We start from the raw sequence: 14,864 nt of genomic DNA on the forward strand, positions 1-14,864 counted from the left end.
GCCCCGGCCGTCACTTGCCTTTGAAATCGCCCGCCACCGCGCTGACGAAGCGCTGCGGGTCGATGTACTTGCGCCACGCGGCCGTCGCCTGCTCGGGCGTCACCGCCGCGATCGCGTCGTCCAGCTGCTGCGCCACCGTGAACTTGCGGCCCAGGTAGTCGTTGTTCACCAGGCCGCCGGCGAGGTTGCCGTCTTGCGCGCGCGAAAGGCGGCGGTAGTTCAGCAAGCCGGACTTGGCCTGTGCGATCTCGTCGGCGGTGAAGCCGGTCTTGATCGACTTCTCGGCCTCCTCCTTGAACGCCGCTTCGACCTTCGCGCGGTTTTGCGGCGCGAAGATCGCGCTGGCCTGCCAGCCGGTGTTGGCGTCTTCGGCGTTCCAGGCCAGGCCGCTGCGCACGTCGTAGCTCAGGCCCTCGGCCTCGCGGATGCGCTTCCACAGGCGCGAGTTGCCGCCGCTGCCGAAGGCGAAGTTGGCCACCATCAGTGGCGCCTGGTCCGGGTCCAGCTCTTTCAGCGGCAGCGGCAGGCGCACGACCATCGTCGCGTTCTGCTTGTCCGGCGTCTCGAAGGCCAGGCGAGCGGCGGGCGCAGCCACCAGCGGGTGCGGCACACGCTTGACGGCCGCCGACTGTGCCCAGCCCCCAAACGCCTTCTCGAGCGCGGCGCGCACGGCCGGCACGTCCATCGAGCCCACCGCGGCGAACTGCGCGCGGCCGGCGCCCAGGAAGCGCTGGTGGAAGGCCTTGATCTGCGCCACGGTCGCCGCGTTGACCTCGGCCACCGTCTCGTCGAAGCTGCGTGCGTAGCGCACATCGCCCTTCGGGTACGGGTTGCCATGGCGGTCGAGGGCGTCCTCGACGATCGCCTCGGGCTCCTTGCGGCTTTGCTCGACGCTCGAGATGATCTGCCGCCGCACTTCGTCCAAGCCGTCGGCCGGGAAGGTCGGCTCACGCAGCATCTGGGCGACCAGGTCGATCACCGCCGGCAGGTTCTCGCGTGTGGTCAGGATGTTGGCCATCAGGTTGTCGGCCGAGCCGCCGAACCCGATCTCGGCCTTCAGCGCCGTCATGCGGTCTTGCAACTGCTGGCGGCTCATCTTCGCGGTGCCCTTGTCGAGCATCGCGCCCAGCAGCTCGGCGGTGGTCGACTGGCCTTTCAGGCTGTCTTCGTCGCCCATGCGCAGCGAGATCTGCGCGTTGACCACATCGCCCCGCGTGGCCTTCGGCAGCAGCGACACCTTCAGCCCCGGCGCCACCTCGAAGCGCTGCGTGCACGCCTCGATGTTGGCCGGCGAAGCATCGAAGGCCTCGACCTTGGCCATCGTTTCCACCGGCTTGAAGCTCTTCAGCTCCTCGGCCACGTCGACGTTGGCGGGCTTGGGGGCACGCGCCGGCTTGTCGGTCGGCACGTAGGTGGCGAGCGTGCGGTTGTCGCGCAGGAAGCGCTCGGTTGCCACGCGGTTCAGGTCCGCCGCGGTCACGGTCTTGATCCGGTCACGCAGCAGGAAGAACAAGCGCCAGTCGCCCTGGGCCACCGTCTCTGACAAAGCCACGCCGACGGTCTCCGGGTCCGAGAAGCGCAGGTCCCAGTCCTTCAGCCATTTGGCGCGTGCACGGTTGACCTCTTCTTCGGTGATGGGCTGCGCGGTGACCGATTCGAGCGTCGCCAGCAATGCGTCGCGCGCCTTGTCGGCGTCCTGGCCCGGGGCCAGCTGCGCGCCGAAGAGCGCGAAGCCCGGGTCGGCCAGCGCGGCGTTCCACGAAAACACGTTGGCTGCCAATTGACCTTCGACCAGCTTCTTGTGCAGCCGGCCCGACGGCACATCGCTCATCACCAGGCCCAGCAACTCGACGGCCGCGGTGTCCGGGTGCGCGCCGGGCGGCACGTGGTAGGCCGCGAACTGCAGCGGCACGCCGCCGTTGCGGCGCAGCGTGATCGCGCGTTCGCCGTCTTGCACCGGGTCGATCGTGTACAGGTGCGGCAGCGTGCGCTTGGGCGCCGGGATCTTGCTGAACTCGGCCTGCACCCAGGCCACCACCTTGGCCGGGTCGAACTTGCCGCTGATGATCAGCGTGGCGTTGTCGGGCTGGTAGTACTGGTGATAGAAGGCCTGCAAGCGGCCGATGTCGACGTTCTCGACGTCGGCGCGCGCGCCGATCGTGTCGTGGCCGTAGTTGTGCCACTGGAACATCATCGCCAGCGTCTTCTCGAACAAGATGCGCGATGGGTTGTTCTCGCCCATCTCCATCTCGTTGCGCACCACCGTCATCTCGGTGTCCAGGTCACGCCGCGCGATGAAGCTGTTGACCATCGCGTCGGCCTGCCAGCCGAGGTACCAGCGCAGGTTGTCTTCGTTGGCGGTAAAGCTGGCGAAGTAGTTGGTGCGGTCCAGCCAGGTGCTGCCGTTGGCGCGCAGGCCACGCTTGGTGAACTCGGCCCAGGCCTTGGGGTATTTCGGCGAGCCCTTGAACAGCAGGTGCTCCAGCAAGTGGGCCATGCCTGTCTCGCCGTAGTTTTCTTGCCGCGAACCGACCCGGTAGGTCAGGTTGACGGTGGTGGTGGGCTTCGCGTCGTCGGGTGCCAGCAGCACCTGCAGGCCGTTAGGCAGCTTGTACTCGACGATGCCCTCGACGCTGCGCACCGGTTGCAGCGTGGCGCCCGCGGGGGCGGCCGGCGCGGTGGCGGCGGGCTTGCCGCGCGGCGGCGTCTTGGGTTGCGGCTTGCGGGCGGGGGCGGCTTGGGCCGAGCAGGCCAGCATGGCGCTGGCCGCGATCAACCACCCGGACGGGATCTTGCGCATCGGTTCGACTCCTGATCGAGAACTCCGGCGCCACAAAACAAACGCCGCCCGTAGGCGGCGTTGCGGTATGACGCCGCGGCCACCTCCATCAGGTGGCACGCCAGCGCGGACGATACCTCAAGGCAAACGGCGCTCCGGCGCCCTGCCGGTCAAGGACCGAAGGGCCGCTCCCGAGGTCCTTGATCCCCTCGGGGGCGGGCCGGGCATCGCCCGGACCTTGGGGCTGACAAACATCAGGCGTGCTTGGTCTTCCAGTTGGCCTGGCCGGTGCGCACTTCTTCGAGCGCAGCGTCCTTGCCTTCCCAGCCCAGCACCTTGACCCACTTGCCGGCTTCGAGGTCTTTGTAGTGCTCGAAGAAGTGCTGGATGGTCTTCAGGCGCAGCGGGTTCAGGTCTTCCGGCTTCTGCCATTGCGAGTAGATCGACAGGATCTTGTCGATCGGCACGGCCAGCAGCTTGTTGTCGCCGCCGGCTTCGTCATCCATGCGCAGCATGCCCAGCGGGCGGCAGGTGACGACCACGCCCGGGATCAGCGGCACCGGCGTGATCACCAGCACGTCGACCGGGTCGCCATCGTCGGCCAGCGTCTGCGGGATGTAGCCGTAGTTGCACGGGTAGTGCATCGAGGTGGCCATGAAGCGGTCGACGAACAAGGCGCCGCTGTCTTCGTCCACTTCGTACTTGATCGGGTCGGCATTCATCGGGATCTCGATGATCACGTTGAACTCGTCGGGCGCGTTGGCGCCGGGGGTCACGTTGTGCAGGCTCATGGTGTTCTCGGAAAAGTGGCTGTTGAGCGGGAAAACCCCGATTCTACGAAGGCTGCTGACAGCGGCCTTGCCCTTTGCGTGCGGCTTGAAGACACTGGCCGCCGCCCATGCTGCACCGCAGGAAAACACCATGCCGGGCCGCAGAAGCTTCCCCTTAGCATCGTCGCGCGCCCTTTCGGGTAGCCAAAAGCATGCCCCCGGCCTTGCGGGCGCAACGCACCAAGTAAGTGTCAGTGAGCGGAAGGAGAACCCTTTGATATCGACCACCATGGCGCTGTATGTGGCGCTGGCGTGCGGCCTCGCGGCTGTGCTTTATGGCTTCATCCAGCGCAGCTGGATCTTGGGCCAGGACGCGGGCAATGCCCGCATGCAAGAAATTGCGGGGGCTGTGCAGCAAGGCGCCGCCGCCTATCTGGCCAGACAGTACAAGACCATCGCGATCGTCGGTGTGGTACTGGCGATACTGATCTTCTTCTTTCTTGACACGAAGACCGCCATCGGTTTCGTCATCGGCGCGGTCCTGTCGGGGGCTTGCGGCTTCATCGGCATGAACGTGTCGGTGCGCGCCAACGTGCGCACCGCGCAAGCCGCCACGCAAGGCATTGGCCCGGCGTTGAACGTGGCCTTCAAGGGCGGCGCGATCACCGGCATGCTGGTGGTGGGCCTGGGCCTGCTGGGCGTCGGCGGCTTCTTCTGGTTTCTCACCGGCGGCAGCAACGTCGACTCGACCACGCTGAAGCCGCTGCTGGGCTTGGCCTTCGGCTCGTCGCTGATCTCGATCTTCGCGCGCCTGGGCGGCGGCATCTTCACCAAGGGCGCCGACGTCGGCGCCGACCTGGTGGGCAAGGTCGAAGCCGGCATCCCCGAAGACGACCCGCGCAACCCTGCGGTGATCGCCGACAACGTGGGCGACAACGTCGGCGACTGCGCCGGCATGGCGGCCGACCTGTTCGAGACCTACGCGGTCACGCTGATCGCGACGATGGCGCTCGGCGCGCTGATGGTCACCGGCGCCACCGTCAGCGCAGTGGTCTACCCGCTGCTGCTGGGTGGCGTGTCGATCATCGCGTCGATCATCGGCTGCGCCTTCGTCAAGGCCTCGCCGGGCATGAAGAACGTGATGCCGGCGCTCTACAAGGGCCTGATCGTCGCCGGCGTGCTGTCGCTGATCGCCTTCTACTTCGTCACCACGGCGATGTTCCCGACGCCGGTGACCTTGAGCAACGGCGGCAGCGTCAACGCGATGTCGCTGTTCGGCTCGTGCGTGATCGGCCTGGTGCTGACGGCGGCGATGGTGTGGATCACCGAGTTCTACACCGGCACCCAGTTCAGCCCGGTGCAGCACATCGCGCAAGCCTCGACCACCGGCCACGGCACGAACATCATCGCCGGCCTGGGCGTGAGCATGCGCTCGACCGCCTTCCCGGTGGTCTTCATCTGCGCCGCGATCTATGCGGCCTACGCGATGGCCGGCCTGTACGGCATCGCCATCGGCGCGACCTCGATGCTGAGCATGGCCGGCATCGTGGTAGCGCTGGACGCGTATGGCCCGATCACCGACAACGCCGGCGGCATTGCCGAGATGGCCGAGTTGCCCGACAGCGTGCGTGACATCACCGACCCGCTGGACGCCGTGGGCAACACCACCAAGGCCGTCACCAAGGGCTACGCGATCGGCTCGGCCGGCCTGGCCGCGCTGGTGCTGTTTGCCGACTACACCCACGCCCTCGAAGCGCGGGGCATGCACCTGACCTTCGACCTGTCGGACCACAAGGTCATCGTCGGCTTGTTCATCGGCGGCCTGATCCCTTACCTCTTCGGCGCGATGGCGATGGAAGCGGTGGGCCGTGCCGCAGGCGCGGTGGTGGTAGAGGTGCGCAAGCAGTTCGCCGACGGCCAGATCATGGCCAACAAGCGCAAGCCCGACTACAGCGCAGCGGTCGACATGCTGACCACCGCGGCGATCAAGGAAATGATCGTGCCGTCGCTGCTGCCGGTGGTCGCCCCGATCCTGGTGGGCCTGCTGCTCGGCCCGGCCGCGCTGGGCGGGTTGCTGATGGGCACCATCGTCACCGGCTTGTTCGTCGGCATCTCGATGTGCACCGGCGGCGGCGCCTGGGACAACGCGAAGAAGCTGATCGAAGAAGGCTTCACCGATGCCAACGGCACGTTGCACAAGAAGGGCGGCGATGCCCACAAGGCCGCGGTCACCGGCGACACCGTGGGCGACCCCTACAAGGACACCGCCGGCCCGGCCGTCAACCCGCTGATCAAGATCATCAACATCGTGGCGCTGCTGATCGTGCCGCTCCTGCCCGTCGCCGCGAGCACCAGCCACGCCGCCGACCAGCCGGCCGTGGTGGCGCCGGCGGCCTCGGCGGCGCCCGCTGCGACCAGCATGCCGGCGTCCGAGGCGGCGCCCTCGGCCATGCCGGCGGCATCGGCCGCCAGCGGCAGCTGAAGCTTTCACTCCCAACCATCACAGGGGCCGGCTCTTGCCGGCCCTTTTTCATGTCGGCGGCCGGGCCTGGCGAGCGCAGGGCCTGCACCGCCCGCACTACCGCAGGCGGCCCGCCACCGCTTGCGCCCGCCGGCATAGGCGAGCACCGGCGCCGGGGATTGCAAAACCTTTTGACGCGCCCTGCCCGACTTCGTATCGTTCCCCGCGCTTCCCCCCGAGCCCAGCCAAAGGAGACGAGATGACGACCTTGACCGTGAACGGAAAGAAAGTAACGGTGGACGCGGCGCCCGACAGCCCGTTGCTGTGGGTGCTGCGAGAGGATCTTCAACTCACCGGCACCAAGTTCGGCTGCGGCATGGCGCTGTGCGGGGCCTGCACCGTGCACCTGGACGGGCAACCCGTGCGCTCGTGCTCGACACCACTGTCGATGGCCGCGGGCAAGAAGGTCACCACCATCGAAGGCGTCGGCGCCACGCCCACCGGCAAGGTGGTGCAAGCGGCCTGGGCCACCGTCGATGTGCCGCAATGCGGCTACTGCCAGTCGGGCCAGATCATGAGCGCGTGTGCGCTGCTGGCCAAGAACAAGAGCCCGAAAGACACCGACATCGACGACGCGATGAGCGGCAACATCTGCCGCTGCGGCACCTACAACCAGGTCCGTGCGGCGATCCACGACGCGGCCGGTCACCTGGCGAAGGGGGTGTGACATGAAACAAGCCCCCAAGCTAGCTTCGCAAGCTGCCCCCCGAGGGGGTCGGCGCCTTTGGGGCGGCCCGGCAGGCGCCGACGCCCCCACCCGCCGCGAGTTCCTGCAGGCCTCGGCCGCCACGTCACTGGTCATCGGCTTCTCGCTGCCGCAATCCGGCCGCGCCGCAGTGGCCCCGGCACCGGCCGGCGCCTTCGCCCCCAACGCTTACCTGCGCATCACGCCCGATGACCGGGTCACCGTCGTCTGCGGCTCGGCCGAGATGGGCCAGGGCGTGTTGACCGCGATCCCGATGCTGGTGGCCGAAGAGCTCGATGCCGACTGGAAGAAAGTCGGCGTCGAGCAGGCCCCGGTCGACGCCGCCTACAACAACCCGATGTTCGGCATGCAGGCCACCGGCGGCTCGACCACCGTGCGCGCCCACTGGGAGCCGATGCGCAAGGCCGGCGCGGCCGCGCGCGAAATGCTCGTGGCCGCCGCCGCCGCGCAATGGGGCGTCAGCGCCGACCAGTGCCGCACCGAGCTGGGCCAGGTCATCCACAGCAGTGGCAAGAAGCTCAGCTACGGCCAGTTGGTGGCCGCCGCGGCCAAGCAGCCCGTGCCGGCCACGCCCAAGCTGAAGGACGCGAAGGCCTTCAAGATCCTCGGCAAGCCGACCAAGCGGCTGGATACCGCCGCCAAGATCAACGGCACGGCCAAGTTCGGCATCGACGCGCAACTGCCCGGCATGCTGGTGGCGGTGATGGCACGCGCGCCGCAGCCCGGCGCCAAGGCCACAGCGGTCAACGATGCCAAGGCCAAGGCCGTCAAGGGCGTGCAGCAGGTCATCCCGCTGCCGTCGGGTGTCGCGGTGCTGGCCACCGGCTACTGGGCCGCCAAGCAAGGGCGCGACGCGCTGGAAGTCACCTGGGACCTGGGCCCCCTGGCAACGTTGAACTCGGCCACCGTGTCCGGCGCCCTGCTCGACGCTGCCAACAACGCCTCGGCCATCGCCAAGGACGAAGGCAACCTGAAGGACGCCCACGCCAACAGCGCGCAGACGCTGGACGCCGTCTACGAGGCGCCCTACCTCGCCCATGCCTGCATGGAGCCGATGAACTGCACGGCCTGGGTGCGCGGTAACGAAGTCGAGATCTGGGCCGGCACGCAAAGCCAGGGGCCGGCACAAGGCATCCTCGGCCAGGTGGCGCAGGTCACGCCGGCCAAGGTGAAGGTCAACACGATGCTGCTCGGCGGCGGCTTCGGCCGGCGCTTCGCCCCGGACTTCACGATCGACGCGACGCTGCTGTCCAAGATCTCGGGCAAGCCCGTCAAGCTGATCTACACGCGTGAAGACGACATGGCTGCCGGCTTCTACCGGCCGGCCTCGATCGCCAAGTTCGAAGGCGCGCTGGACGCGCAAGGCCGGCCCACGTTATTGAGGATCGACGTCGGCTCGCCGTCGATCATGGCGGCGTCGGGCTTCATGAAGATCCCCGACAGCGGCGTCGACCAGTTCGCGCTCGAAGGCATCGAAGACAACCCCTACGACATCGCCAACTCGCGCATCGCCTATGGCCGCGTCGAGCCCGGGCCTCAGGTCTGGTTCTGGCGCTCGGTCGGTCACTCGCAAAACATCTTCTTCATCGAGAGCTTCATCGACGAGATGGCCGCCGCGGCGAAGAAAGACCCGTTCGAGTTCCGCCGCAGCCTGCTCGGCAAGCAGCCGCGCTACAAGGCCGTGCTCGAGCTGGCCGCGCAGAAGGCCGGCTGGGGCGGCCCGCTGCCGGCCGGGGTGCACCGCGGCATCGCGGTGGCACAGAGCTTCGGCAGCTACGTGGCCGAGGTGGCCGAGGTGTCGGTGGCGGCAGACGGCACGCCCAAGGTGCACCGCGTGGTGGCCGCGGTCGACTGCGGCATGACGGTCAACCCGCTGACGATCGCGCGCCAGATCGAAGGCGCCATCGTCTACGGCCTGTCGGCCGCGCTGTACGGCAAGATCAGCTTCAAGGACGGCCGCGTCGAGCAGGGCAACTTCCACCAGTACCCGGTGCTGCGGATGAACGAGATGCCCAAGGTCGAGGTGCACATCCTGCACAGCACCGAGGGGCCCGGCGGCATCGGCGAGCCCGGCACGCCGCCGATCGCGCCGGCGGTGGCCAATGCGATCTTCGCCGCCACCGGCCAACGCATCCGCAGCTTGCCAATCGACACCGCTTTGCTCAAAAAGGCCTGAGAGGCCCAGCGTTTCGGCGCGGGGTCGCTATGCTTGGTCGCCATGCAACTGCCCTGGCTGCATGGCGACATGCCCTTCCCGCCGACTACGCGGGCGCTCGGCCCCGAGACCGATGCGCCGGGCCTGCTGGCGGCCGGCGGCGATCTCAGCCCGGCGCGCTTGGTCGATGCCTACCGCCACGGCATCTTCCCCTGGTATGGCGAAGGCCAGCCGCTGCTGTGGTGGACCACCGACCCGCGCATGGTGCTGCCGGTGGCCGAGTTCAAGCTCTCGCGCTCGCTGCGCAAGACGCTGCAGCGCTTTCTGCGCACGCCCGGCTGCGAGTTCCGCTTCGACGGTGACACGCCGGCGGTGATCAAGGCCTGTGCCGGTGCGCCGCGCGAGGGCCAGGACGGCACCTGGATCGTGCCCGAGATGGTCGAGGCCTACGTCCGCCTGGCCCAGGCCGGCGTCGTGCACAGCGTGGAAACCTGGGTCGACGGGGCGTTGGTGGGGGGCTTGTACGGCGTGAACCTCGGCCGCATGTTCTATGGCGAGTCGATGTTCGCCCGCCGCACCGATGCGTCCAAGCTCGCGCTGGCCGCGCTGGTGGCGTTCTGCCGCGCCGAGGGCATCGCGCTGATCGACTGCCAGCAGCAAACCCGCCACCTGGCCAGCCTGGGCGCGCGGCCGATCCCGCGGGCCGCGTTCGAAGCCCATTTGCGCACGGCCGTGGCCGAGCCAGCCCCCCGGCGCTGGGCCTATGATTCAGCCTGCTGGGCGCGTTTTCAGCTCATGTCAGACGGACCCGCTGCCGATAACCCCCCGTGACCCACCCGAAAGAGCTTCCGTTTGCGTCGCTCCAGTTCTACGCGACGGCGCCTTATCCGTGCAGTTACCTGCCGGACCGCATGGCCCGCTCGCAAGTGGCCACCCCCGGCCATCTGATCCATGCCGAGGCGTACTCGGCACTGGTGGCCTGCGGTTTTCGCCGCAGCGGCATGTTCACCTACCGGCCCTATTGCGACAACTGCCACGCCTGCAAGCCCTTGCGCGTGCCGGTCGCGACCTTCCAGCCCACCCGCAGCCAGCGCCGCGCCTGGGCCGCCCACCGGGGCCTGAAGACCCGCGTGATGCGGCTCGGTTTCGTGCCCGAGCACTACCAGCTCTACCTGCGCTACCAGGCCGGCCGCCACGCAGGCGGCGGCATGGACCACGACAGCGTCGACCAGTACACCCAATTCCTGCTGCAGACGCGCGTCAACTCGCGCTTGATCGAGTTCCGCGAGCCGACGCCGCCCGACGAGGGCGCGGGCCTGGGCGAGCTGCGCATGGTGGCGATCGTCGACATCCTCAGCGACGGGCTGTCGGCCGTCTACACCTTCTACGACCCCGACGTGAAGGCCAGCTACGGCACCTACTGCGTGATGTGGCAGATCGAGCAGACCAAGGCGATGAAACTGCCCCACTTGTACCTGGGCTACTGGATCGCCGAGAGCCCGAAGATGGCCTACAAGAACCAGTTCGGCCCCCATCAAGTGCTGGTGGACGGGCAGTGGCAATCAGGGGCCGAAACAGGCTGAAACAGAGCCGGGCTGTCCGCGTCTCGTGCGGTTCAGGCCGCCCGATCGACGGCCTGTCGCGCCCCGCTGGCGCGCCGGAATGGCAAACGTAGCATCACGAACATCCCAGAACAGGAGTTCGACATGCAACACCGCCGCACCGCCAAGCCCGCCGCCCTGCTGATCGCCCCGTTGATGACCGTGCTGGTCACGCTGGCCGGCTTGGCCGCCCCGCAAGCCCAGGCGGCCACGATCGAGATCCAGACCGGCATGTTCAACAAGGCCGTGCAAGGCTCGGGCAAGGTGATCGACGACAAGCGCGCGATCGGCCCGTTCAGCAAGCTGCGGCTGGACAGCGCCATCACCGTCAACGCCCGCCCCGCCAGCGCCCCGGGCGTCACCGTGCGGGCCGACGACAACATCGCCCCGCTGATCACCACCACGGTCGAAGGCGACACGCTGATCGTCAAGCTCAAGCCCAACACCGGCATCCGCACCCAGTCGGAGCTGAACGTGACGGTCGAATTCACCAAGCTGACGCAGGCCGACCTGCGCGGCAGTGGCGATCTGAACGTCAGCGCGATCAAGGGCGACCTGTTCGAGCTCTCGCTCGCCGGCTCGGGCGACGTGCGGCTGGACAACGCCGATCTCGGCAAGCTGACCACCCGCCTGGCCGGCTCGGGCGACATCTGGGTCACGGGCAAGTGCGACGACGCCAGCTACAACCTGGCCGGCTCAGGCGACGTGCACGCCGCCGACCTGCAGGCCAAGCGCGTCAGCGTCGACATCGCCGGCTCGGGCGACGTGCGGGTGCACGCGGCCGAAGCCCTGTCGGTGCAGATCGCCGGCTCGGGCGACGTGGCCTACAGCGGCAACCCGCCCAAGGTCAGCAGCCGCGTGGTCGGCTCGGGCGACCTGCACGCCGTGCGCTGACCGTCAAGGCGTGCGCTGCACGCCACGGTGGGCCACCGGCCGACGTGAGATAAGCCACGCCCCGATCGACCCGGTTTGTGCTGGGCGGGCTTTCCGGCCATCATCGCTGTCACCGACTCCTCGCGCAGGCCTTCGGGCCTGCGCCTCATTTGAGGGATAAACAGCATGAGCACCCGCCCCGACTCGAACCTGCGCCAGCTCGACATCGAGCTGCCGGCCAGCCCGGCCGCCACCTTGAAGCTCTCCGAGCTGATGGGCAACGAAGACACCTCGATCCCCGAGGTGGCCGAAGTGATCGAAGGCGACCTGGCGCTCGCGTCGGCCGTCGTGCGCACCGTCAACTCGGCCATGTTCGGCGTGCTGCGGCGCGTGGAAACCGTGGCCGAGGCGGTGCTCTACCTGGGCATGCGCGAGGTCGCCGCGATCACGCTCGAGCTCGGCCTGCGCACGCAGTTTCCGCCCTCGCCCGACATGGCCCGCATCTGGGACACCGCCCGCATGCGCGGCCTGCTGATGGGCCGCACCGCGGTCTCGCTCAGCCTGCATGCCTGGCGCGCCCAATCGGCCGGCCTGTTCGCGCAAAGCGGCCAGGCCGTGCTGTGCCTGCATGCGCCGGGCGACTACCCCGGCATGCTCGCCCGCCACGCCAACAGCGCCGATTTCACCGGCCTGCTGGCCGAGGAAACCGCCGCCTTCGGCCTCAGCCACGAGGTGCTGGGCTCGTCGCTGTGCCGGGCCTGGGGCCTGGCCGGCGACGTGGCCGACTACGTGCGCGAACGCCCGCACGACCGCGACAGCTGGGCCCAGCGGCCGCAGGCGGTGCGCGCATTGCTGGCGCTGGGCGCGGTGGCCGACGCCACCATTACCGGGGCCGACGCGGATGCGGTCGCCCAACAGGTCGGCCCGCTGGGCGGGCTGGACGCCACCACGCTGGCCCGCTCGGTGGCGCAGCACTGGCAGCGCATCAACGACGCCTCGGCCGACGACTAGGGCCTGCGGCCTTCGCCGCCCCGCGTCATCCCCTCGGCTGGGGACGGTCCGTCGCGCCTGAAGTGGCACAGTGGGTTGCAGGACCCGCCACCTCAGCGCGCGGCGCCACATGGCCACGAAGATCCGGCTGTCGACCTTCAACTGCGAGAACCTCTTCAGCCGGGCCCGGGCGCTGAGCCTGGCCGAGCCCGCGCGCCGCACCGAGCTGCTGGACCGACTGGCCGCCCTGCCCCACCCACCACGCAAGCTGCAGGTCGCGGCGCTGGCGCGCCATGTCGAGTACAGCGCCGGCGGCGTGCGCCACCGGCGCGTGTCGATCTCCGACGAGCGCCGCCAGGCCAAGGCCCAGGTGCTGCGGGCCGTCCAGGCCGATGTGCAATGCCTGGTCGAGGCGGAAAGCCGGCTGGCGATCGACGCGGTGAACCGCATGCACCTGAACGGTCGCTTCCCCTTCTCGATGCTGATCGAGAGCCAGGATCCGCGCGGCATCAGCGTGGGCCTGCTGAGCAAGCTGCCGATCACCAACCTGCGCAGCCACCTGTTCGACCACGACGCACACGGCCTTCTGTTCGAGCGCGACTGCCTCGAGGCCGAGCTGGCCCTGCCCGACGGGCGGGCGCTGCACCTGCTGATCACCCACTTCCACGCCGCCGATGTCGACGGCAACGGCGGCGACGCCCTGCGCCGCCGCCAGGCCGCCGCGGTGGCGCAATGTCTGGCCCAGCGCTTCGACCTCGGCCGCGACCTCGTCGCCGTGCTGGGCGACCTGGGCGACTCGCCGCTGCACGCACCGCAGACGCTGGCGCCGCTGCTGAAGCTGGACGGCCTGTCCGACGTGCTGGCGCTGCAGTTCGCGATCCCCGACGACCGCTGGACCTGCCATCTGCGCCAGAACGAGCAGCGCGACTACATCCTGGTGTCGGACGCGCTGAAGGCCACGTTCTGCGAGGCCGGCGTCGAGCGCCGCGGCCTGCCTGATCTGCAACACAACTCGATCGCCAACGAACGGCCGTTTCCCGGCGTCAGCACCGCCGCGCGCTGCGCCTCGCAGCATGCGGCGGTGTGGGCCGATTTCGGCTGCTGAGGCAACGCCGAATAAGTCCCCGCGAGGCTGCGCGCCCTGGTTTGGGATGGGCTGCAAGGCGCAAACCACAGCCATAGCTTGTGCTATGGCGAGGATTTGCAACGCAGCAGACCGCCCAAAGCAGGCACGCGCGGCCCGCGAGGGACTTGTTCAGCGTTGCCTAAGCCTCGACACTGAACCGGTGCAGCGTGCTGCTGCGGTAGAGCTCGCCCGACCGCAGCACCGTGCTCGGCCAATCGGGCCGGTTCGGTGAATCGGGGCTGTGCTGGGTTTCCAGGCACAGGCCGTCGCCCTGCCGGTAGCGCTGGCCACCCGTGCCGAGCAAGCTGCCGTCGAGGAAATTGCCCGAGTAGAACTGGATCGCCGGCTCGGTGGTGTGCACCTCCATCACGCGGCCGCTGCCCGGGTCTTCCAGCCGCGCGGCCAGGTGCAACCGGCCGTCGCCGTGGCCGTCCAGCAGCCAGTTGTGGTCGTAGCCACGGCCCAGCGCCAGCTGCGGGTGGTCTTGCCGGATGCGGCGCTCGATCACCGTCGGCTGGCGAAAGTCGAACGGCGTTCCCTCGACCTCGGCCACGCCGGTGGGGATCAAGCCCGGGCCGACCTCGGTGTAGCGGCTGGCCGCCAGCTGCAGCCGGTGGCCCAGCGCGCTGCCGCCGCCGGCAAGGTTGAAGTAGTCGTGGTGGGTCAGGTTGATCACCGTCGCGCAGTCGGTGCGCGCCTCGTAGTCGATGCGCCAGCTGGCATCGGCCGCCACCGTGTAGCGCACCTGCACCTGCAAGCGCCCCGGAAAGCCCTGCTCGCCATCGTCGCTGGTGTAGCTGAGCTGCAGCGCCACGCGGTTGTCGCCCGGCCGTTGCGGCAGCGGCTCGGCCTGCCACAGCCGGGTGCCGAAGCCGCCGGCGCCGCCGTGCAGGCAGTTGGCGCCGTCGTTGCGCGACAGGGTGTGCAGCTGGCCATCGAGCGTGAAGCAGGCATTGGCAATGCGGTTGCCGTAGCGCCCCACGATCACGCCGAAGTGCGGGTTGCGCTCGACATAGTCGTCCAGGCCGTCGAAGCCGAGCACGACGTTGGCGCGCTCGCTGCCACGGCCCGGCACCATCAGCCGCGTGACGATACCGCCCAGCGTGATCGCGCTCAGCGACAGGCCACCGGCATGCAGCGTGTACTCGTGCACCACCCGGCCATCGGGCAGGTGGCCGAACTCGCGCTGGTCGATGCGGCAAGAGGTTGTTGATTCACTCATCGGGTCATTCTGTCGAGGTCATCGAATGGGCCGCGCGAGTCGGCGGGCGGCAGGCCGCCCCAACGCTTCGCTCCGCTCAAAAATGTCATACCAATTAAGGCATGTCATTCGCTATAAATAT

Annotated in this window: 11 protein-coding genes; 8 read left to right on the forward strand and 3 right to left on the reverse strand. The window is 68.7% G+C overall.

Annotated elements, in window-relative coordinates; translation table 11 throughout:
- Positions 1–10: 10 nt before the first annotated feature.
- Positions 11–2,800, reverse strand: a complete 2,790-nt coding sequence (locus tag ACE3SG_RS09205) for a M16 family metallopeptidase (protein ID WP_374564345.1) — start codon at positions 2,798–2,800, stop codon at positions 11–13.
- Positions 2,801–3,033: 233 nt separating this feature from the next.
- The gene (gene ppa, locus ACE3SG_RS09210; RefSeq protein ID WP_374564347.1) at positions 3,034–3,570 is read right to left on the reverse strand and encodes an inorganic diphosphatase; all 537 of its coding nucleotides are present in this window, start codon (positions 3,568–3,570) and stop codon (positions 3,034–3,036) included.
- A 268-nt stretch (positions 3,571–3,838) separates the two neighbouring features.
- Between ppa and ACE3SG_RS09215 the strand changes: the two genes are divergently transcribed.
- The 8 genes from ACE3SG_RS09215 (at position 3,839) to ACE3SG_RS09250 (ending at position 13,500) form a co-directional block, all read left to right on the forward strand.
- On the forward strand, positions 3,839–6,031 hold the full coding sequence (locus tag ACE3SG_RS09215; RefSeq protein WP_374564484.1) for a sodium-translocating pyrophosphatase: 2,193 nt from the start codon (positions 3,839–3,841) through the stop codon (positions 6,029–6,031).
- 238 nt (positions 6,032–6,269) lie between these two features.
- Positions 6,270–6,737, forward strand: coding sequence for a (2Fe-2S)-binding protein (locus ACE3SG_RS09220; RefSeq protein ID WP_374564349.1), 468 nt, complete (start codon positions 6,270–6,272; stop codon positions 6,735–6,737).
- 1 nt (position 6,738) lies between these two features.
- A complete protein-coding gene (locus ACE3SG_RS09225) occupies positions 6,739–8,952 on the forward strand; it encodes a molybdopterin cofactor-binding domain-containing protein (protein WP_374564351.1) in 2,214 nt (737 codons plus the stop codon).
- Between the two features lie 42 nt (positions 8,953–8,994).
- On the forward strand, positions 8,995–9,762 hold the full coding sequence (aat, locus tag ACE3SG_RS09230) for a leucyl/phenylalanyl-tRNA--protein transferase (protein ID WP_374564353.1): 768 nt from the start codon (positions 8,995–8,997) through the stop codon (positions 9,760–9,762).
- A complete protein-coding gene (locus ACE3SG_RS09235; protein ID WP_374564355.1) occupies positions 9,759–10,514 on the forward strand; it encodes an arginyltransferase in 756 nt (251 codons plus the stop codon). Before aat ends, ACE3SG_RS09235 begins: the two co-directional genes overlap by 4 nt.
- A 123-nt stretch (positions 10,515–10,637) precedes the next feature.
- The gene (locus ACE3SG_RS09240; protein WP_374564357.1) at positions 10,638–11,426 is read left to right on the forward strand and encodes a head GIN domain-containing protein; all 789 of its coding nucleotides are present in this window, start codon (positions 10,638–10,640) and stop codon (positions 11,424–11,426) included.
- Positions 11,427–11,591: 165 nt separating this feature from the next.
- Positions 11,592–12,416, forward strand: coding sequence for an HDOD domain-containing protein (locus ACE3SG_RS09245; RefSeq protein WP_374564358.1), 825 nt, complete (start codon positions 11,592–11,594; stop codon positions 12,414–12,416).
- A gap of 109 nt (positions 12,417–12,525) precedes the next feature.
- Positions 12,526–13,500, forward strand: coding sequence for a hypothetical protein (locus ACE3SG_RS09250; RefSeq protein WP_374564360.1), 975 nt, complete (start codon positions 12,526–12,528; stop codon positions 13,498–13,500).
- A 160-nt stretch (positions 13,501–13,660) separates the two neighbouring features.
- Here the strand turns inward: ACE3SG_RS09250 and ACE3SG_RS09255 are convergent, their stop codons facing one another.
- Complete coding sequence (locus ACE3SG_RS09255; RefSeq protein WP_374564362.1) at positions 13,661–14,743, reverse strand: aldose epimerase family protein; 1,083 nt, start codon at positions 14,741–14,743, stop codon at positions 13,661–13,663.
- Positions 14,744–14,864: the final 121 nt, after the last annotated feature.

It is taken from the genome of Ideonella sp., from assembly GCF_041914305.1.
In the GTDB taxonomy this organism is placed as follows: Bacteria; Pseudomonadota; Gammaproteobacteria; order Burkholderiales; family Burkholderiaceae_C; genus Ideonella.

Coding starts and splice junctions, on each gene's coding strand:
- ACE3SG_RS09205 (WP_374564345.1), bottom strand. CDS start 2,800: ATGCGCAAGATCCCGTCCGGGTGGTTGATCGCGGCCAGCGCCATGCTG.
- ppa (WP_374564347.1), bottom strand. CDS start 3,570: ATGAGCCTGCACAACGTGACCCCCGGCGCCAACGCGCCCGACGAGTTC.
- ACE3SG_RS09215 (WP_374564484.1), top strand. CDS start 3,839: ATGGCGCTGTATGTGGCGCTGGCGTGCGGCCTCGCGGCTGTGCTTTAT.
- ACE3SG_RS09220 (WP_374564349.1), top strand. CDS start 6,270: ATGACGACCTTGACCGTGAACGGAAAGAAAGTAACGGTGGACGCGGCG.
- ACE3SG_RS09225 (WP_374564351.1), top strand. CDS start 6,739: ATGAAACAAGCCCCCAAGCTAGCTTCGCAAGCTGCCCCCCGAGGGGGT.
- aat (WP_374564353.1), top strand. CDS start 8,995: ATGCAACTGCCCTGGCTGCATGGCGACATGCCCTTCCCGCCGACTACG.
- ACE3SG_RS09240 (WP_374564357.1), top strand. CDS start 10,638: ATGCAACACCGCCGCACCGCCAAGCCCGCCGCCCTGCTGATCGCCCCG.
- ACE3SG_RS09245 (WP_374564358.1), top strand. CDS start 11,592: ATGAGCACCCGCCCCGACTCGAACCTGCGCCAGCTCGACATCGAGCTG.
- ACE3SG_RS09250 (WP_374564360.1), top strand. CDS start 12,526: ATGGCCACGAAGATCCGGCTGTCGACCTTCAACTGCGAGAACCTCTTC.
- ACE3SG_RS09255 (WP_374564362.1), bottom strand. CDS start 14,743: ATGAGTGAATCAACAACCTCTTGCCGCATCGACCAGCGCGAGTTCGGC.